The organism is Lysinibacillus sp. TE18511 (assembly GCF_054062295.1).
Genome location: NZ_JBSSFD010000020.1, coordinates 1 through 19023, shown reverse-complemented (window position 1 = coordinate 19023; position 19023 = coordinate 1). Strand labels below are relative to the sequence as shown.

The following is a 19023-nucleotide window of genomic DNA, read 5'->3' as shown; positions in this document are numbered from 1 at the left end:
TTTAGAGATGGATAGATAGACTTTCGCCTGAAAAAATGTTTCTGAAGAAATAATGGTCATCAAGAATATACAAGAATAAAAACAACTTGCATGTTGTAACATTGTATAAAATATATAGTATGGAGCGGAAAAATAAGATTATTTATTTTGAAAAAATATGAAATGGAGAGAATAAATGGGAAGATTAATAAAAGGCATTTTTATTTTATTTTCCTTGATATTAATGACTGCAGCATTAATAAAGTATAATCAACCTTCATTTGAACATACCATGCAAAAAAATCCCGACCTAGTTTACGCTGAAGAAATTGGTGGGAAATTACAACAAACGAAGTTTACGCAAAAAATTATCGTAGCATTACGAGCGGCAGGTTATTCTCCAGATAGTACGATAGGGTATTTAATTGAATCTCCAAACAACCAAGTAGTAACTATACAATTACATAATTTAGATGAATTTGATAAAAGTACAGAAAGTGAAATTCAATATATCGTCAACACGATAGCGAAAAATAATAATCTTCAGATGTTTATCGTTGATGTCAAACTTATTGATGTACATTAACAAATGGCATCAAAATTAGCGCAGTATCGGTAAAGACATCGAAATGGGTACAGAAAATTGTGTGCTATAATCAAAAAAAGAGGTGATCATGCTGAGGATTTTAGTTTTAGGTGCTACCGGGCGCGTTGGTAACCACATTGTTTCCCTAGCGTTACGGGATAAACACATCATTACAGCTGTAGTGCGTAACCCAAATAAGGTAAAAGTAGATAATGAAAATTTGCATATTATACAAGGTAATGTGTTGGAAAAACAAGATATAGAAAATGCCATGAAGAATGTAGATGTTGTGATTAGTGCATTAAACACAGATGGTACAAATACATTAACGAAAAGCATGTCTCTGATTCTGGAAGCAATGAATAAAATGAATGTGAAAAGAATAATAACTGTTGGAACGGCTGGTATTCTACAAAGTCGGCTGATGCCAAGTATCCTACGTTACCAATCGAGTGAATCAAAAAGAAAAACAACCTTTGCAGCACAGGAACATCATAATGTCTATGAATTATTGAAGAAATCTGACACTGATTGGACAATCGTCTGTCCTACATACTTACCTGATGGTGAATATACCGGCACCTATCGTATCGAACGAAGCTTATTACCTAAAGGTGGGGTAGAAATATCGGTAGCAGATACAGCAGAATTTACCTATCAACAAATTCAGTGCAAGGAATATTTGAAATCGCGTGTTGGGATTGCGTACTGAACCCTAAAGGATAACGATCAAACAGTAAAGACGTCCAATTGACGTCTTTTTTCTTTTCATGTCCATTTCGCCCCATAGACTCAAAAAAAATTAAAGGCCACCTTCAGCGATAGAAAGAGACCTGTTGTAATAAGACTAGATTTAAGGACATAAATAAACTATTGCGTAGCCAAAGTCTTAAAAATTGAGTTGAATCATACTTTTTTCTGCATTTCGATTATTTGCTGATAAATAATATCTTGATAGTTTATGTTTCGCCATAAAGTAATAACATCCAATTCTGCTAGCTCTTGAAGGCAGCTTTGTATTAACTCATATGCGATAAAATAAGCTAATCGGTTAAAGCCAAATCGTTTACCGCCATTAATAGAGAACCATTCCAGGAACACAGCTCTTGCATCGAGCAAAGTTAAATCGTTTAAAAACGCTTCGATAATTCTTTGTTTATTATTTGTAGCAAATGATAACCACTCTAAATCATCTTGAAACGCAAAATACTCATCTTTCCTGGCATTTACCACCTTTATAGAAAAATACGTTGCAATACCTTCCTGTAAAAGCCAAGTGAATGGGCTCTCCCAGTCTACTTTAGCCCAATCAATACCTCTTTTTTCGGATAATAAATGGTGTAAAGAATGCCCAAACTCATGAGCGATAATAATTTTTAAATGGCGGTTTTGAGGGGAAAGTTTCTCTAAACAAAATGCGATTTCTGGAATAATTTGTCGGTAAGTAAAAGCATTACTTCCATATAAACCTACGATCAGGTGTACATCCTTTGTAAATGTGATATTGTACATCCGTTCATAGTTACTAACAATTTCACGAATAAGCTTAGGCATTTTATCTTTTATTTCCATTAATACTGGCATCTTTTCTTGATGTTTTGGGATAGCAGTTTTCATTTTTTCATCTACGTTATGGCAATGATACCGAAAGTATTCTTCAAAATGGCTCGCATGTTTTTCATAATATCCCTTTAAATAATCAATGGTAGGCAAATAGTTTTCGGTGAAATCTGTTACTGTATCATGAATTAACATGTTCGTCTCCCTTCTAGTAAAGCAACCTTCAGATCATGTCTTAACATACTTTTTTTTGCTTAATACTCTTTTGTAGCCTAAAAGTATAAATAATTGAGTATCCATCCGGCGATCCCACCTATGATCCCTACAATAATTAAGGTAAGCCCATGTTTTTCCGCATGATAATCACTTTTTAAAACGATACCCATGCAAACGGCAATAATACCACAAAACAATTGAAAAAAGACAAATGCAAACAAAGCATTAATCCAACCAATTGTTATTAGTAAGGACTTGCAGTTTTTTTCATTTCTCATGAAGATTCCTCTTTTCACAATCATTTGGCTTTATACATACCATTTTATTGGAAAAAGCTCTTTGAGTACATGATATTCTTTGGATATTGTCAGTAACATAAAAAGAGCATTTCGATTTAAAGATTATAGGGTAGCAGGAGAGAAGGCTAAATTCTTGTGTAGATTTTAAACAAAGTTACGACGTTTTAAAAAAGGTCGCTACGCATTTGCTCAAGATAATATATCTGGAGCTTTTTTATTCAATTAATGTACGTAGGTTATTTGAAGAAAGATATTCAAATATGAGGAGTGGTGATTAGATGGATCTAGTATTTATTCGTCACGGTCAAGGTGAACATACATTAGATATTCCAAAAAGCTTACAGATAAAAGACCCTTCATTAACACTTAAAGGGGAGAAACAAGCAAAACTGTTAAGAAATCAATTCCCTTTAACTAATGATGATATTATAATCATTAGTCCTACTAGAAGAACTTTGCGAACAGCATTTATTTGGAGTGAAAATATAGATTGTCGTAAGATTGTAAATCCTTTAGTTTCACCACGATTGTTTCCTTTATTACCTGATAAAAGCACATTGCCTTGTGATAAAATACTCGATTTAGAAATAATCCAAAAAGATTTTCCAACTTTCGAAATTGATATTAATGTCCCCCTAGATTTATGGTCAAATGGAATAAATGTTATGCCAGAAAATAAATTCATAAAAATTGCAGAAGAATTTATTATCAATTGCAAGCTATTACAAAAAGAAAAGATTTATATTGTTTCCCACGATGGTACCATTACTTCTTATCGTCAATTAATTTCAGGTCATAATTTATCCAGAAACGATTTCCCATCAGAAACAGGATGGTTTCAAATTACTTGTTAAACTGACGGGGTGCTTTAAGGATCATCTAATTGATCAAACTTTTTTATGAAAATCTCATACTTAGCTAGATAGATTAACTCCATTTATTGCTTTAATTTCATCTTCAGCTATTTTATCAATAGTACATTTAATGGAATAATATTACCAAGCAAAACTAGATTCCTGTGTTAATATTAGTATTAGATTATAAAAAACACTAAACATGAGTGATAGTGGGAGAGGTTGAGATGATTTATTTGAAGAAAGCAATGACACTTCTGGCTTTCATTTTTATTGGTATTTTTATGATAGGCTCTTTTCCTTCGATTACAAGTGCTTGTTCATGTGCATATTTACCAAGTGTAGAAGAAGAATTTGAAAGTTCAAAAGTCGTATTTAGTGGGAAAGTTGTTGATATAAAAGAGAGACTAAGTTTAAAAGGATATACAACTAAATCAGTTCTTTTTGAGGTAACGAACACCTGGAAGGGTGTTGAACAATCACAAATTATCATTACTACTGGTCAAGGTGGTGGAGATTGTGGATATAATTTTATAAAGGGAGAAGAATATTTGGTTTATGCTAACGAATCAATTATGTACGGGGCAAAATCGCTTGTATCAGCCATTTGTAATCGTACTGATATGTTGAGTTCTTCACAGGAGGACTTGGAGGTACTTGGAGAAGGACAGCCCCCGATTGAAGAAGTTAATTTAAGAGGTAAACATAATAGAAATCATATGTATATTTGGGCTACAGTGGCAGTAGCCATTGGCATTGTTGCGTTTTTCATTTTAAATAAAAGAAAAAGGTTGAATTAGTAGTTGGATAAATGGTTATTGCAGAAAGAATTTTTGAACATTGCGATTTATGGTGATGATTTTGGATTTTGTGGTACCTCTCCAACTGCTGTATAGAGCATGGTTACTTATAGGCTCTACTTGCAATTATTACTTTAATCTCTGGAATTAAGTTAATTACTAAATAGAGAAAATTATCGTTATTCTTATGAAGACTTATTCCATTATCGGGCGCAATTGTGGAAGAAGCGACTCTTATCTTAAAAGCTCTCATTTTGATCAATGTTTTTTCAAAATGATGCCTTTCTTCTGTCATTAAATCAATGTTTGCAGCACCTTCTTAATCAATTTTTTTTTACAAAGTAACAACAAAAGAGTTCAAACATATTTGATATATAAAATATGTTTGAACTCTTTATTTACATATGTTTGAATGTCGTTACCCTAAGATAAATTTGTAATAAAGTTTGTGATTTAAAGATTGTGAAGAAATGTACTTATACTAATATGAACTGGCGGGATCGTTCAACAAGAGTTTGGGAATTAAAACAATAGAAAGAGACCAAAAGGGAGTAATTCCAATTTTAAAATTAATCCACTTCTGCTCTAGATAATTTGCCCTTAATATAGCGGGGGTCTGGCGCACGAATAATTCTATGCCAAGCTGTACTTATTCACGTACTCAGGCTTAGACTAACACTATGTACTTTATTATTTTGACATTTATCAGCATACTTTATTTCAAAGCAAAACCACTTATTTTTATAACCAGTAAGTGGTTTGGTTTTATTGTTGCATTTTTTGCAAACAATATGGCAAACTTAATACGTCTGTACGTGACCTATTTTCACCTAAGGACATAAGCATCTTTACGAAATATTTGTTATGTCTTGAGTTAAGTACGCCATTTGTGGAGGATGCTATTTTTAAATACTATTGTTTAGACGTTAACATTTTGGAGGTAGGAAAATTGAGTAAAAGGAGATCGGTTGGATTAGAGTTGCGTACATTGTCGCTTTTAATGAGAAGACAATTGGATCAAACCACATGTACTACATTACCGGAAAAAGATAACCTTACTGCCATGCACGGTTGGACGATTAGTTATCTTTGCAAAAACCAAGATAAAGATGTGTTTCAAAAGGATTTTGAAAGAGCATTTTCTATTCGTAAATCAACAGCGTCTAGAATACTAAAATCCATGGAAAGTAATGGTTTGATTACAAGGCAATCAGTTCCTTACGATACAAGACTAAAAAAAATTGTCTTAACAGAAGAAGCGCTGAGAATATATGACGGTATCGAAACTCGTAGAGCAATACTTGAACAAAAATTACTAACAGATATCCCGGAAGAGAAACTTGAAGTTTTTTTTGAAGTGATGGATGCTATGAAAGAGAATATTGAATCTTGAAGAAGATGCTATTTTGATGTTTTTATTACTATATAGTTAGCACGCTAACTATATAAGGAGGACTGCAAATATGTTGAAAATATTTAAATACTTAAAACCAAAAGAATGGACGCTAATCGTTGCCAGCATTGTGTTCATTGTAGGGCAAGTTTGGCTGGATTTGAAGTTGCCGGATTATATGTCTAAAATTACGACACTTGTCCAAACAGAGGGCAGTAAAACGAGCGAGATATGGTCAGCTGGAGGGAAGATGCTTTTATGTGCCCTTGGCAGTATGATATTGGCTGTCATTGTGGGTTATTTTGCGGCAAAGGTAGCAACGTCTCTTTCAAAGGAATTGCGAAAAGGAGTATTTGAAAAAACTTTATCTTTCTCTATGGAGGAGATTAATGGTTTTTCAATCGCAAGTCTTATTACTCGTTCTACAAATGATATTACGCAAATACAGCAAACCGTTGCAATGGGTCTTCAAGTTATGATCAAGGCTCCTATCCTTGCAACGTGGGCTATTTTGAAGATTATGGGGAAAAGTTGGGAGTGGTCAGCGGCAACAGGAGTAGCTGTCATTGTTTTACTTATTTTGATAGGTAACCTGATTATCTTTGTGCTACCGAAATTTAAAGTCGTTCAAAAACTGACAGATAATCTTAATCGAGTAACAAGAGAAGGTTTAACTGGTATTCGTGTTGTTCATGCTTATAACGCACAAGGGTATCAGGAAGAGAAATTTGAACAAGTAAATAAAAACTTAACTGATACGAATCTTTTTGTGAATCGCCTTATGGCCCTTATGCAGCCGGGGATGGGTCTGATTATGTCAGGTTTAACTCTTTCAATTTATTGGATTGGAGCGCATTTAATTAATAATGCAGCGAGTATGGATAGAATCGGTAAGTTTAGTGATATGGTCGTATTTTCATCTTATGCAATGCAGGTAGTGATGGCATTTATGCTATTATCAATGACATTCATTTTGCTACCGAGAGCAGCAGTATCTGTAGCACGAATTAATGAAGTACTAAATACACCTCAGACAATTATTGATGGAGAAATAAAATCGTCGCCTAAAGGAATCGAAGGTGAAATCGAACTGCGTAATGTTAGTTTTAAATATCCTGATGCAGAAGACTATGTTTTAAAGGATATTAGCTTTACAGCACATAATGGCGAAACTGTCGCTTTTATCGGTTCTACGGGTAGTGGTAAGAGTACGTTAATTAATTTAATCCCAAGATTTTACGATGCTACGGAGGGTGAGGTATTAGTCGACGGAATCAATGTGAAAGAATACGCACATGAAGCTCTTTATAATAAGCTTGGGTACGTTTCACAAAAAGCCGTATTATTTTCAGGTACGGTAAAATCTAATGTTGCCTACGGTGAAAACGGCCAGACCCCTTCAACAGATGAGGAAATCAAAAAAGCAGTGGAAATTGCCCAAGGTAAGGAATTTGTGGAGACAATGGAAGGCGAATATGAAGCGGCTATTGCCCAAGGCGGTACAAATCTTTCGGGAGGACAAAAACAGCGTATCTCTATTGCAAGGGCAGTTAATAGAAATCCAGAAATCTTTATTTTTGATGATTCGTTCTCTGCCTTAGATTATAAAACGGACCGTCAACTTCGTTCTACATTGAAAAAAGAGACAAAAGGTGCAACCTCTTTAATTGTGGCACAGCGAATTGGAACAATTAAAGATGCTGATAAAATTATTGTTCTTGATGAAGGTAAAATTGTAGGTATGGGTAAACATAGTGAATTATTGAAAACTTGTAACACTTATCAGGAAATCGCCTATTCGCAGTTATCGAAGGAGGAGTTGGAAAATGACTAATACACAAAATAAGCCTCGAAAAGGTCCCGGTGGTTCAGGTCACATGATGGCTCCTGGAGAAAAGCCCAAGAATTTTAAAAAACCTTGGGGGAAGTTGATTGCCTATTGTAAACCTTATTTGCCAGCGATTATCTTTGCACTAGTATTAGCAGTTGTAGGAACAATTTTCACAATCATTGGACCCAATAAACTTAGTGAGATCACCGATTTGATAATGGAAGGCATGGCTGGTGAGATTGATCTTACGGCTATCGGAAAAATTGGACTATTCCTTGCTATTTTGTATGGGTTGAGTTTTATCTTCAATTATATTCAAGCGTTTATGATGGCTACTATTACGCAGAGAGTTTCCAAAAGATTACGGACAGATATCTCGAACAAAATCGATAGATTACCGTTGAAATACTTTGATTCTACAACCAACGGCGATGTGTTAAGCCGTGTCACGAATGATGTGGATATGATTGGACAGTCTCTAAACCAAAGTATCGGTTCGTTAGTAACAGCGGCAGTAATGTTCTTTGGATCTTTGATAATGATGTTCTATATTAATGTTACGATGGCTCTTTCTGCCATTGCTGCAACTTTCATTGGATTTGTCTTCATGACCTTTATTATATCCAAATCTCGAAAGTACTTCGTTCGTCAGCAGCAAGACCTTGGTAGAATAAATGGTCATATTGAAGAAATCTATTCAGGGCATAGTGTTATGAAGGTTTATAACGGTGAAAATGTAGCGAAGCAAGAATTTAATGAAATCAATGAAAGTCTATTTAATAGCGCTTGGCGAGCACAGTTTATGTCGGGCATGATGATGCCTCTCATGATCTTTATTGGAAATTTAGGTTATGTTGTTGTTTGTGTAGTAGGTGCTGCACTAACAATGAAAGGGTCCATTACATTTGGTGTTATTGTTTCATTTATGGTTTATATCCGCTTATTTACGCAGCCGTTGTCTCAGTTAGCACAGGCAGCTACAAGCTTGCAGTCAACTGCCGCAGCGAGCGAACGTGTATTTGAGTTCTTACAAGAAGAGGAGCTTAAAGATGAAAGTGATAAAACAGCCACTTTAAATGCCAAAGATGTTAAAGGTAATGTGAAATTTGAAAACGTTAAGTTCGGATATACGAAAGAGAAACTTATTATTAAAGATTTCTCTGCTCAAATAAAAGCCGGTCAAAAAGTGGCAATCGTCGGACCTACAGGGGCTGGGAAAACAACACTTGTTAATCTACTCATGCGTTTCTATGAAATAGACAGCGGGGAAATCATGATTGAGGATGTACCGACTAAGTCCATTACTCGTAAAAATGTTCATGACTTATTTTGCATGGTGCTGCAAGATACTTGGTTATTCGAAGGTACCATTAAGGAAAATATCATTTATAACAAAGAGCATGTAACCGATGAAGAAGTAGTTGCAGCTTGTCAGGCAGTAGGTTTGGACCACTTTATTAAAACGTTGCCGAAAGGTTATGATACAGTTTTAAATGATAATACAAGTTTATCTGTCGGACAGAAACAGCTTATTACGATTGCTAGGGCAATGGTTAAAAAAGCACCGTTGCTTATTTTAGATGAAGCTACTAGCTCCGTTGACACGCGTACTGAAGCACTTATTCAAAAAGCAATGGATAAATTGATGGTGGGCCGAACATCATTTGTCATTGCGCATAGACTTTCAACAATTAAAAACGCTGATTTAATTTTAGTTATGAAAGACGGAGATATTATTGAAAGCGGTAATCATGAAGAGCTGATTGCCGAAAAAGGATTCTATGCGGATCTATATAATAGTCAGTTTGAAGATGCTTCTTAAAGATCAATGTCCATATACTCGCTCACTAGGATAGAGTGTAGCTTTGTAAAAAAGATTGATCGTTCATAATAAAAAATTTATAACGAGGCTGGGACAAGACCCATCTCTAAACTAAAAGCCGATGAAATTTTACGATTAGTAAAATTTCACCGGCTTTAAATTTTTTTCATTAATAATGAAGATCAAAAATGGATGGTCTTCAGCTCTTTTTTCTTATTGCGGTTCAACTAATGATTGTATTGTTCTCTTTACAGTGATAAAAGTTTCGATTGCCTATCCTACCAAGATGGGTTTTGAAATGGAAGATGGAGATAGAATTGTTGATGGTCTATCAAAATACAGATAATGACGGACCAAATCAAGACAGCGTTTTATTTTTGAAAAATTAGATTGAATTCCAGTTTTCTTATTAAACAAACGCATGCTTTTCTTTAATAAGGAGTAGAGCCTTTTTCTTCTTAAACTTTCGTTGCAGGTTAGTTTAACTGGTTCTCTTTTTAAATATTGAGATTTATTCCCATGGATTTGATTGACATAAAAAGTGTATTAAGCCTATAATACATTACGAAGAGTGTATTATAGGTTTAATACACTTTTACATTTTTTTGAGAATGGTGTATTAAGCAGTTGATACACCAAGGCTGATTAGCGAGGTAATGGCTAAATATTAAACAGGGCGGTTCTTTAAAAGTAATTAGCCCACCATTATGCTCAATCTGTATTAAGTACTTAATACGCGAAAATATGATTTTCTGGGAGTTGAGTTAATTGACTGTAAAGTTTAATAATCGGGATCCAGTGTATGTCCAGGTTATCCGGCATTTTAAAGAGAAAATCGCCAAGGGGTATTTTGAACCTGGTCAGGAGATTCCATCAAGAAGAGAACTAGCCAACCAGCTGAAGATTAACCCAAATACTGCACAACGAGCTTATAAGGAAATGGGGGAACAAGGATTGATTTTTACTGAGGGGAATATGCCGAGCTGCATTACTAAAGATGAAGCGGTCCTTAAAAGTGTCCGCGAGGAATTGATTATTGAAGCGGTTGACTTATTTTTAGGTTCTATTAAATCCATTGATGTGCCGTTATCCGAAGTGTTGGAACTAGTGAAGAAAAAGCATGATGCCGAAAGCGGAGAAGCGGAGGAATCGAAATGATCGAAGTGAAAAATGTCATGAAAAAATACGGCAGGAAACAGGTATTAAAAGGTCTTTCTTTTACTGCTGAAAAAGGTGAAATTACTTGTTTAATCGGAATAAACGGAGTGGGGAAGACGACAATCATGAAAGCTATTATGGCGCTCACTCCGATTAATAGCGGTGAAATTTTGATTGATGGGGAAAAAATCCGGAAAGAAAGCTTTGAAAAAGTTACCTTTATTCCAGATACGATTACGATGTTGCCGCAAATGAAAATTTGTGATGCCTTTGCGTTCATGGCCGATTTTTATAAAAACTGGGATCCTAAAAGGGCAGAAGAGCTGCTGCAATTTTTTAAATTAGATCCTACAGAACGAATTGCCAATTTATCAAAGGGGAATATGGCTAAAGTCAATATGATATTAGGTTTGGCACTGAATGTGGATTACTTACTCATGGATGAACCATTTTCTGGTATTGATATTTTCTCCCGTGAGCAGATTGCAGAAGTGTTTACAAGCCATTTAATTGAAGATCGTGGTGTGATTATCACAACCCATGAAATTAGTGATATAGAACACTTGATTGATAGAGCGGTGATTATTGATAACGGTGAAGTATTAAAGGAATTTAGCGTAGAGGAAGTACGTGAAAAGGAAGGGAAATCAGTCGTTGATGTCATGAGAGAGGTGTATCGTAGATGAAAAACTTTTTCAAACTTCTCAATTTCGAAGTAAATCGATTTTTCAAATTGTACCTAACTTTAATAGGATTGATAATTGTCAGTCAGTTCATTGGGGCGATTGTCGAGTCAAAAGTATATATGGATAGAACAGATCAGGAAATGTATAAAAATCAACTATCAATGAGCCAATATATTGAAAGACACGGAGTTTTTTCATTTAATTATGTCTTTGAGTCTGAATGGTTTCTGTTGCCAATATTTTTTAGCATCGCCATGTTGATGATTTATGTTTTCTTTATTTGGTATCGGGATTGGTTTGGAAAAAATACGTTTATTTACAGATTATTAATGTTGCCAACTGAAAGAATTACTATTTATTTCGCAAAATTGACGACTATTATGCTTTTAGTACTTGGGTTAGTTACCTTGCAAATATTGTTAATTCCTATCGAAATACAAATTGTTAATAGTATTATACCATCAGATTTCCAATCGAATTTTTCATTTTATCATTTTAGTAGTTTTGAAATATGGGGCTGGATGTATCCGAATACTTTTACTGAATTTATCCTGATTTATGGAGTGGGGCTAATCTTTGTTGCAGTTCTATTCACTGCCATTTTAATTGAACGAAGTTATGGTTTAAAAGGCATTTTATTCGCAATCGTTTATGGAATGGTTTCGTTCGGCGTCTTTTTTGCACCAATACTATTGAATGAATTTTCTAGTGGCTATTTTTACTCACTTGAGATCTTTCTAATGCTACTGGTAATGAGCTTCATCGTATTAGGAAGTGCCATTTGGATCGCGAATCATTTGCTAAAATATAAAATCAGGGTCTAAGGGGGAAATGACTATGAAAAAATATTGGAAAACGATATTGATTAGTTTAATCATCGTGACGACAATCGGTTCTTATTATATTCAACAGGCAATGGCCTCCAAAAAGGATGTATCCTTTAAAATTGAAACTACTAATGGAGATAAGGGAGAAATCGACAATCTTATCCTTCAAGCGAGTTATCAAAATGGTGGTAATATTCATCGTTGGTTGCATATAGCAAAGGATGGTTCAACTAATCAGATAAGCCGAACTTTTTTTAGAGATTTGGTAGAAGCACATGAACCTTTGATGTTTCAAAAATATATTCAAGAATACCGTAATTTTATGCGTGGAAAAGTATTAAATCCTGGTCAGTATTTTGAAGACGAAGACCGTTTGATTTACACCACTTTTCAAAGTAATGGTCGAAATAAGGGCCTAGGAAATTTGTTCACTCTTCAAATCGATACACTTGATAAAAAAACAAATGACAGTTCTTCATTTGAAATCAATATGCCGGACCAAGTGAGATATGACTGGATCAATGAGAGAGATATCTATATAGAAAATGGAAAAATAAAGATATTAGCAACAAGCTATCTCAATGGTGAGGAAGAGCTGCATATATATACGGTTGATGAAAACAAAAAGGAATTAGAACATGACTTAATACTTGCAAAATTAGAGTCAGAAGAAAGAGCCCAGACCAGTATCAATATATTGAATGACTATAATAAAGTACAAAATGAAAATTATATCTTATATATGGTTGAAAAATACAAATACCTAGATGATGGTGAGCGTGAAACGATCCCTAGCAAAATGTATCTGTATAACTATCTCAATAATGAAGTGAAGGAATTGACAATTCCTGCCGAATTAAAACCATATATGAAGTACATGATTCTACATGGAACAGATATATTCATTCCTGTTCATTCAGCCATTGGGTTAGAGCTGAAGCGTTATAATATTGAAAAGAATCAGTGGGAAGAGCATTTAAGCTTTAAATATCCAAGCATTGCAAATGATGAAGAAGCACCTTTTTTACAGATTACAGATGATAAGCTATATTTAGTCAGTCGTGTTTCTGACGGTCATTTCTTCTTTATCGGTGATGTACGTACAGGTGAATCATTATATGAAGGTAAAATCATCAACGAAAATAAAGAAAATCTAAATGCAGATTACTCACTTATGATCGAGCAAATATATAACAACATGAATTAATTAAAGAACATACAATTTAGAAAATTAGAGTAAGCAGCTTTGGCAGGTATTAATTTTATGATTTATATCTGCCGATTTTTGACCCTTGGACTGATGATTGTGAAATGATATTAGATAGTCTAACGATCATGAAATTTGTCACTGTGCGAAGTAAACAAAACGTAGCATTCGTATTATCTTTTTAACTTTTGAAGTAACGGTTTCAAGAGTTTAAGTTCCAGATGTCAATGTCAAAGGCAACTTTTCTTATTGAGCTAATAGAGCAGAATAATCGAACAAGGTTTGGAAACAATATCACTAAAAAAGGGGGCGAGAAATCGAAGAAAATGGTATTTGTTGTCTTGTTTTTGTTAATTTCAACTGGTCAAGTTGAAAAAGTATCTGCTGAATATACTTTTGAAGTAAATGAACACCAAGAATTATCAATAAGGCAAGCGATTGAATTAGCATTTCCTCCTGCATTGAAATAGAATGAAGATGCTCAGTTATTACAGGCAATAAATATAGATTTGGATAAACCAGGGAAGTCAATCGGAAGTAACGGTAAAAGAAAACATTGGAACATTTCATTTGGAGTACCAGATACTAATAAGTATTTCTTAGTTACCATTCACGATGGAAAAATTGATATGGTCAATGATTTAACAGGAGAGGGTACATCTCCTTACCCTAAAAAAGAGTTTGTACTAATGAAGGATATCAAGTATGATTCACCAGAGTTGCTGAAAAAAGCATTAAAAGTTGGTAGTATTTATCCTGGTAAAGATTAGGCTAAAGGTTTTAATTTTATGCTTAGAAAAGATACAGAGAGAAATATTAACCTGCTATTAGTAATAGGTTGGAACAGTGAGCAGACAAACATGGAAGCTGCGGGCTTTAATGCTTCAACAGGAGAATACATTAAACCTAATTAGTAAGTTTTGTTCTTTTTAAGCTAACGGGGGCGTTACTTGACGATCATTGAGTTGCATAGGCAGCTCTTTTTTCTTATTGAACGAATTGGGCACGTTAGTTGAATAGAAATTAGGTGTGACTGGAAGAATAGTCGATGATATAAAAAAGGTCTTATGTATTTTCAAATTAAGCTTATGGACAACTTGGAATTTGTAGGGTTAATCATAATAGTGAAATTCAAAACCGTCTTCTGGTTCGCCAACTTCATATCCCAATAATTTTGTAGCTCTATTCTTAAATAATGTAATCCATTCATTCCATTCTTCTGATGGTAATTTAGCATAGAATTGTAATCCGCTTGGTTCAACACTTACTTCTATCAATTTACCATCTGAACCATACCACTTTGGACAGCCGATTACAAAGTTGTTCCAGTTAGGCATTTCTCTATATAAACGCTCCAACTGATCCCAAACTTCTTGTGGGGCAGAATAATGAATATTCAAATTAATGTTGTATATTTCCATATGTTCTCCTTTTAATATTTAGATTTAAAAGTTGTTAATTCTTGATTTTATTCGCTAATTCAACCAAAAGTCGAACTTCTGAATCTTTGATAAGCTCATACATTGAATTGCAATATCCCATATCTACTAATAACCTTGCAGTAAAATAGTCATGCTATTTTTATCTGAGTATTTAGAAAATAATATCTAACGCTTTTTTAACACTTTCAATTAATTCTGCGTAACCCATCATTTTCATAAAATCTAAAGTTCAATGTTTCTTTTTATATCCTAATAGTTTTAGAACTCAATAATTTTTTTCAATAATTCCTTGAATTCATCATCTATATTCTAGCGTTTCTTTCGAATTATTGTTTTACTGTGGGTCAACTGTGATAAAAACACTTTTTAATCCGTCATCCGTATATAAAAACTCCATTTGTAAACACATATCTGCCAATTCTGAATTTGAAGTTAAATCATAATCAACAGCAAATCCACTGTGATCATTGAATTCATAGAAGTTGATTTGTGAATATTCGTATTTTGGGTGGAAATTACATGGAGCGCCATATTCATCAAATGAATCAAATCCATTTAAGTTTAATGTTTCTTGGACATAATAGAATAATTCACCAATATCATCCACTTCAGATTCATCCACATAATTTAAAATGTTTTCATATTCTTTACTGTGCATTACTTTTAATATATTAGTAATAACAGTTAAAGCATATTGTTTATCTTCACTTTTCATATTGAACCTCCAAATTCTAATTTGTCTTTCTATTCAACTGTATAATATCATATATTTGTGAGAAAATTCACTTAAACTAACAGGGGCATTAATTGAGCCTCCTGCGGATGTCACGGAATCGGAAAGGAATTCTTTATACAAGTACAAAGCCGATTCCGGACGCAATTATGCCGAGGCATAATTGATTAACGTGGATACAAAATAGAGAACGATTAGAAATTGCACTTACAAAAGCAGGTTATGAACACATTTCTGTCAGAAAGCAGTTTCGTAATAGGCAGTCTGATTTCCATAAGGATAATGTAGAAGTCACATTTTGCTATATAACCCATTCCGTTAATGGAAGCCTTATTATGAACGGATTACTTGAATGGATATGGCGAGCAGACGCCCTGTTACCCCAAAGTTTTATGTTGCACGGAATATCAGCAAATGTCTTAAACCCAAAACAACTTTTGTAAGAAAAAGAAGTCTATAAACAAATTGGTCGGAAGCCTCGACTAAAGGATATAGAAAGCAAAAATTTTTTGCCCCGTATAATATCGGATTTCAGTTAGATTGAGAAATAGTGTACTTAAAGTAACGGGTGCGATAATTAAAGATCATTGAGTTGCATAAGCAGCAATTTTTTTACGAAGCATTTAGCTAAACAAGCTATAAAATGAAAAGAATAAAATAATTTAAAAAAGCATTCAGGGAATGAAGTTCACCCTTGAATGCTTTTTCACTTCTGTTATTTAGAGTGGATTTCCTGTATACGTCCAATCTGTCCATCTATAAACCTGACTTTAATTCCGTGGGAAAGGGTGCCCGATTTGGTAAAAACATCTTAAATGATATCTCGGGTAATCTTCCCTTTTCCGATCCTTTTTTTACAATAGCAACAGCTTTGCCTGGTAATATGTCTTCCGGATATTGTCCGTATATTAGACGCCCATTTTTCTACGGGTATTGCTTGTTTTTTTCGTTTGCTGGCTTTTCATTTTTTTTGTTGAAAGGTCGACATTCTTTTTTCCTTTATTAGAAGAGGAATGGTTCTTTTTGTTTTCAAGCTGCTGTTTCACTGCCTCATGTAGGCTGATTTTTTTCTTTGGTACTTCAGAATGATTATTCTCGGTCATAGAAAATGCTCCTTTTTGAATATGATAGTTAGTCCAGTATACTCTATTTTCTATCATTTGTGAAACTTTCCACTTTAACTTACAACAAGTAAAGACGCTTTTTTCCTAACGATGCAGGATAGTTGAAAAAGCGTGGGTACTTTTGTGTTTTAATTTCAAACAAAGGAAATTAATGTTAATATTAAAATGGAATATCGGCAATAATTAGAATAGTAAAGAACAGGACTGCTATTAAGGTGGAGGTAAAACTTATGAAATACAATAAAGGCTTATATGTATCACTTGTACTAATGCTGTTTGTTATTTTGGTTAACACAACAATATTTGATGATGAATATTCAGGGATTGCAATGTTCGTTTGTTTAGGCATATTTATAATGGGAACAGCATTTTTTATAAATACTAAACAATTAAAAAATTAGGATGCGTAAAGCATAAACTAACGGCGGTTTTACTTCAAGATGGGATTTAACAGGTCCCATCTTTTTCATCTTCAACGAACATTGATATAATAACAAAAACTCTTTGATTAAAAAGTTGTTTCGAAAAGATTGTTGCTATTCAACTAACGGCGCAGTGCAGTTCAACAACGAATGGACGTTATACTTAAAAGGAATTGTTTGAAATCGATGTTCAGCTATTTATAAAATCTAAGAATAAGTTAGTGAGGTATTCAAAATGATGAAAATAGTACCCCCTAAGCCTTTTTACTATAAAGGTGGAGAGAAGGCCGTTTTACTATTACATTCTTTTACAAGCAATACGATTGATATGAAAAAGTTAGGGAAGTATTTGCAAAGGAACGATTATTCTTGCTATGCACCATTATACAGTGGACATGGTTTAACAGCAGAAGAACTTCTCACATACAGACCGTCAGATTGGTGGCAAGATGTACTAAACGGTTATCAATTTTTGAGGGATGAAGGTTTTGAAAAAATAGCTGTGATCGGTCTTTCTTTTGGTGGTGTGTTTGCATTAAAAGCTGGTCAAGAGTTAGAGATAAATGGTGTTGTGACAATGTCTGTACCAATGCATAGGGAAGCTAGTTTTCTACAGAAGCGGGTCTTTCATTATGCAAAAGGCTACAAACAACTTGAAGGGAAAAATGAAGAACAAATAAATTTAGAAATGAATCGTCTTCAAAATATGTCAATCGATTCATTAGTGGAGTTCCAACAGCTAATTAATAAAACGATGAATAAATTAGCACTTTTAACGTCACCCATTCGTATATTATATGGTGAATTAGATGAACCATTGTATAAAGAGAGTGCAGAGGTAATTTTTCAAAGCGTTGCGACGAATAAAAAAACAATGAAGGGGTATCCGAACTCTAAACATTTAATGACAATAGGTATGGACATTAACGACGTGAACAAAGATATTCTTACATTCTTAGATGATTTAACTTGGTAGTTTTAATGATCTTCAACTAACAGTAGCTTTACTTCAAAAAGGAGTAACGCTGTTTCCTTATTCAACAAACGGGGGTTTTACTTTAAATAAGTTTCTTAATAATACAACTGCAATCAGCGCAGTTGCAATTGACTGGAATACATATTCATATAAAAGGAGGGGTGTTGTGGTCTTGACGGCTTTATGGAATGAACAGGGTTTGCTTGCATGATCACTAAATTGGTACAGAATACTCTGATTGTTGTAGATTTCATAAAGTTGTATTAAATCCGGAGTTAGTACAACTTATTTACACTCATTCTTTTTTAACTGACGGTGCAGTATAGTGGAAGAAGGAATAATTCTTAGTAATGTAGAACCTATTAAATAACATTAATGTTAAAAAAGTATTAAAAGGATGAATTTTATGAAAATTAAATATCCAGCATCCCTAAAGACAGGCAGGATCCGTCTAACAATCCGAGGAGGGATAACATGAAAGTATCAAGATTATTTTTGGGTTTGGTTATGTTCGTTTTATTAACTGCTGTCGGATGTTCTAATTCATCGGATAAAGGTAAAGTAGAAGTTCATGAAACTGAAAATCCTAATGCAGAAGAGGTTTTAAAATTAGACCCTGAAGCCGATATATTTCAGTTAAATGGAGTGATTTATCAGACTGGAATTGATTGGGTTGAAGAACTAACCTTAACAAAAGGCGAGCAGGTAGGAGAAATAAAAACAAAAAACGATACAAATACAAACTTTAAAGACGAAATGTCGAACAAATTGCCTGTTGGTGCAAAAGTCTTTTCGGTTAATGAAAAAGAAGAAATTGGAGGACCAATTTTACTCGTAGAATCAGAAGGTAAACTTTATAAATATTATGGGCTTGTTGAGGGTTAATCAATTTTAATATATCCGCAAACGGATGCTTTACTTGAAGATCATTGAGTTGCATAAGCAGCTCTTTTTTTATTGAGCTAACAGGGAAAATTATTCAGTAATTTACCCACCTGAATATAAATATAAAAGTAAGCCCGTAATCAAATAACGCATATAAACAACCAGGCACCTCCGGTACGATGATAAATGTATCAAATTAGAGGAGGTGCTTCTTTATGTCAAC

At 33.9% G+C, this 19023-nt stretch carries 24 protein-coding genes; 17 read left to right on the top strand and 7 right to left on the bottom strand.

Annotated features, from left to right (window positions below):
• The first annotated feature begins 175 nt into the window (after positions 1–175).
• On the top strand, positions 176–565 hold the full coding sequence (locus tag ACVWXS_RS15015) for a hypothetical protein (protein WP_423489961.1): 390 nt from the start codon (positions 176–178) through the stop codon (positions 563–565).
• A 91-nt stretch (positions 566–656) separates the two neighbouring features.
• Positions 657–1277, top strand: coding sequence for an NAD(P)-dependent oxidoreductase (locus ACVWXS_RS15010; protein ID WP_456958881.1), 621 nt, complete (start codon positions 657–659; stop codon positions 1275–1277).
• 194 nt (positions 1278–1471) lie between these two features.
• Here ACVWXS_RS15010 and ACVWXS_RS15005 read toward each other — a convergent pair whose 3' ends face one another.
• Both ACVWXS_RS15005 and ACVWXS_RS15000 read right to left on the bottom strand, forming a co-directional pair.
• On the bottom strand, positions 1472–2320 hold the full coding sequence (locus tag ACVWXS_RS15005) for a hypothetical protein (protein ID WP_456958808.1): 849 nt from the start codon (positions 2318–2320) through the stop codon (positions 1472–1474).
• A 77-nt stretch (positions 2321–2397) separates the two neighbouring features.
• The gene (locus ACVWXS_RS15000; protein WP_374966950.1) at positions 2398–2619 is read right to left on the bottom strand and encodes a hypothetical protein; all 222 of its coding nucleotides are present in this window, start codon (positions 2617–2619) and stop codon (positions 2398–2400) included.
• Between the two features lie 299 nt (positions 2620–2918).
• On the opposite strand from ACVWXS_RS15000, the gene ACVWXS_RS14995 reads away from it, so the two are divergent.
• Both ACVWXS_RS14995 and ACVWXS_RS14990 read left to right on the top strand, forming a co-directional pair.
• Entirely contained in the window at positions 2919–3494 is a 576-nt protein-coding gene (locus tag ACVWXS_RS14995; RefSeq protein ID WP_456958806.1) for a phosphoglycerate mutase family protein, read from the top strand.
• 227 nt (positions 3495–3721) lie between these two features.
• Positions 3722–4294, top strand: coding sequence for a hypothetical protein (locus tag ACVWXS_RS14990; RefSeq protein WP_456958805.1), 573 nt, complete (start codon positions 3722–3724; stop codon positions 4292–4294).
• A gap of 103 nt (positions 4295–4397) precedes the next feature.
• Here the strand turns inward: ACVWXS_RS14990 and ACVWXS_RS14985 are convergent, their stop codons facing one another.
• Positions 4398–4589 carry a hypothetical protein gene (locus tag ACVWXS_RS14985; protein WP_456958804.1) on the bottom strand — a complete coding sequence of 64 codons (192 nt, stop codon included), beginning with the start codon at positions 4587–4589 and terminating at the stop codon, positions 4398–4400.
• A 654-nt stretch (positions 4590–5243) separates the two neighbouring features.
• Here ACVWXS_RS14985 and ACVWXS_RS14980 point away from each other — a divergent pair.
• The 10 genes from ACVWXS_RS14980 (at position 5244) to ACVWXS_RS14935 (ending at position 13988) form a co-directional block, all read left to right on the top strand.
• A complete protein-coding gene (locus ACVWXS_RS14980; RefSeq protein ID WP_456958802.1) occupies positions 5244–5687 on the top strand; it encodes a MarR family winged helix-turn-helix transcriptional regulator in 444 nt (147 codons plus the stop codon).
• 70 nt (positions 5688–5757) lie between these two features.
• Positions 5758–7521 (top strand): ABC transporter ATP-binding protein, encoded by a 1764-nt coding sequence (locus ACVWXS_RS14975; protein WP_456958801.1) that lies wholly within the window; start codon positions 5758–5760, stop codon positions 7519–7521.
• Positions 7514–9340 (top strand): ABC transporter ATP-binding protein, encoded by a 1827-nt coding sequence (locus tag ACVWXS_RS14970; RefSeq protein WP_456958800.1) that lies wholly within the window; start codon positions 7514–7516, stop codon positions 9338–9340. Before ACVWXS_RS14975 ends, ACVWXS_RS14970 begins: the two co-directional genes overlap by 8 nt.
• A gap of 175 nt (positions 9341–9515) precedes the next feature.
• Entirely contained in the window at positions 9516–9686 is a 171-nt protein-coding gene (locus ACVWXS_RS14965; protein WP_456958799.1) for a hypothetical protein, read from the top strand.
• Between the two features lie 422 nt (positions 9687–10108).
• A complete protein-coding gene (locus ACVWXS_RS14960; protein ID WP_456958798.1) occupies positions 10109–10498 on the top strand; it encodes a GntR family transcriptional regulator in 390 nt (129 codons plus the stop codon).
• Entirely contained in the window at positions 10495–11184 is a 690-nt protein-coding gene (locus ACVWXS_RS14955; protein WP_223555262.1) for an ABC transporter ATP-binding protein, read from the top strand. The genes ACVWXS_RS14960 and ACVWXS_RS14955 overlap by 4 nt, the downstream gene beginning before the upstream one ends.
• A 119-nt stretch (positions 11185–11303) precedes the next feature.
• Positions 11304–12008, top strand: a complete 705-nt coding sequence (locus ACVWXS_RS14950) for a hypothetical protein (RefSeq protein ID WP_456958797.1) — start codon at positions 11304–11306, stop codon at positions 12006–12008.
• 13 nt (positions 12009–12021) lie between these two features.
• Positions 12022–13218 carry a hypothetical protein gene (locus ACVWXS_RS14945; protein ID WP_456958796.1) on the top strand — a complete coding sequence of 399 codons (1197 nt, stop codon included), beginning with the start codon at positions 12022–12024 and terminating at the stop codon, positions 13216–13218.
• 227 nt (positions 13219–13445) lie between these two features.
• Entirely contained in the window at positions 13446–13688 is a 243-nt protein-coding gene (locus tag ACVWXS_RS14940; RefSeq protein ID WP_456958795.1) for a hypothetical protein, read from the top strand.
• A 39-nt stretch (positions 13689–13727) separates the two neighbouring features.
• Positions 13728–13988, top strand: a complete 261-nt coding sequence (locus tag ACVWXS_RS14935) for a hypothetical protein (RefSeq protein WP_456958794.1) — start codon at positions 13728–13730, stop codon at positions 13986–13988.
• A gap of 342 nt (positions 13989–14330) precedes the next feature.
• Here ACVWXS_RS14935 and ACVWXS_RS14930 read toward each other — a convergent pair whose 3' ends face one another.
• From ACVWXS_RS14930 to ACVWXS_RS14915, 4 genes are all read right to left on the bottom strand, one after another.
• Positions 14331–14639 (bottom strand): hypothetical protein, encoded by a 309-nt coding sequence (locus tag ACVWXS_RS14930; RefSeq protein WP_456958793.1) that lies wholly within the window; start codon positions 14637–14639, stop codon positions 14331–14333.
• 355 nt (positions 14640–14994) lie between these two features.
• The gene (locus tag ACVWXS_RS14925) at positions 14995–15375 is read right to left on the bottom strand and encodes a DUF7668 domain-containing protein (RefSeq protein ID WP_374966922.1); all 381 of its coding nucleotides are present in this window, start codon (positions 15373–15375) and stop codon (positions 14995–14997) included.
• Positions 15376–16108: 733 nt separating this feature from the next.
• The gene (locus tag ACVWXS_RS14920) at positions 16109–16168 is read right to left on the bottom strand and encodes a hypothetical protein (RefSeq protein WP_456958880.1); all 60 of its coding nucleotides are present in this window, start codon (positions 16166–16168) and stop codon (positions 16109–16111) included.
• Between the two features lie 133 nt (positions 16169–16301).
• On the bottom strand, positions 16302–16496 hold the full coding sequence (locus tag ACVWXS_RS14915) for a hypothetical protein (protein WP_223555314.1): 195 nt from the start codon (positions 16494–16496) through the stop codon (positions 16302–16304).
• A 251-nt stretch (positions 16497–16747) separates the two neighbouring features.
• Here ACVWXS_RS14915 and ACVWXS_RS14910 point away from each other — a divergent pair, with 251 nt between their 5' ends.
• From ACVWXS_RS14910 to ACVWXS_RS14900, 3 genes are all read left to right on the top strand, one after another.
• Positions 16748–16918 (top strand): hypothetical protein, encoded by a 171-nt coding sequence (locus ACVWXS_RS14910; RefSeq protein WP_175401771.1) that lies wholly within the window; start codon positions 16748–16750, stop codon positions 16916–16918.
• A gap of 256 nt (positions 16919–17174) precedes the next feature.
• Positions 17175–17915: an alpha/beta hydrolase gene (locus ACVWXS_RS14905; RefSeq protein ID WP_456958791.1), complete on the top strand. Its 741-nt coding sequence runs from the start codon at positions 17175–17177 to the stop codon at positions 17913–17915.
• 474 nt (positions 17916–18389) lie between these two features.
• Positions 18390–18800 carry a hypothetical protein gene (locus tag ACVWXS_RS14900; RefSeq protein ID WP_456958790.1) on the top strand — a complete coding sequence of 137 codons (411 nt, stop codon included), beginning with the start codon at positions 18390–18392 and terminating at the stop codon, positions 18798–18800.
• Positions 18801–19023: the final 223 nt, after the last annotated feature.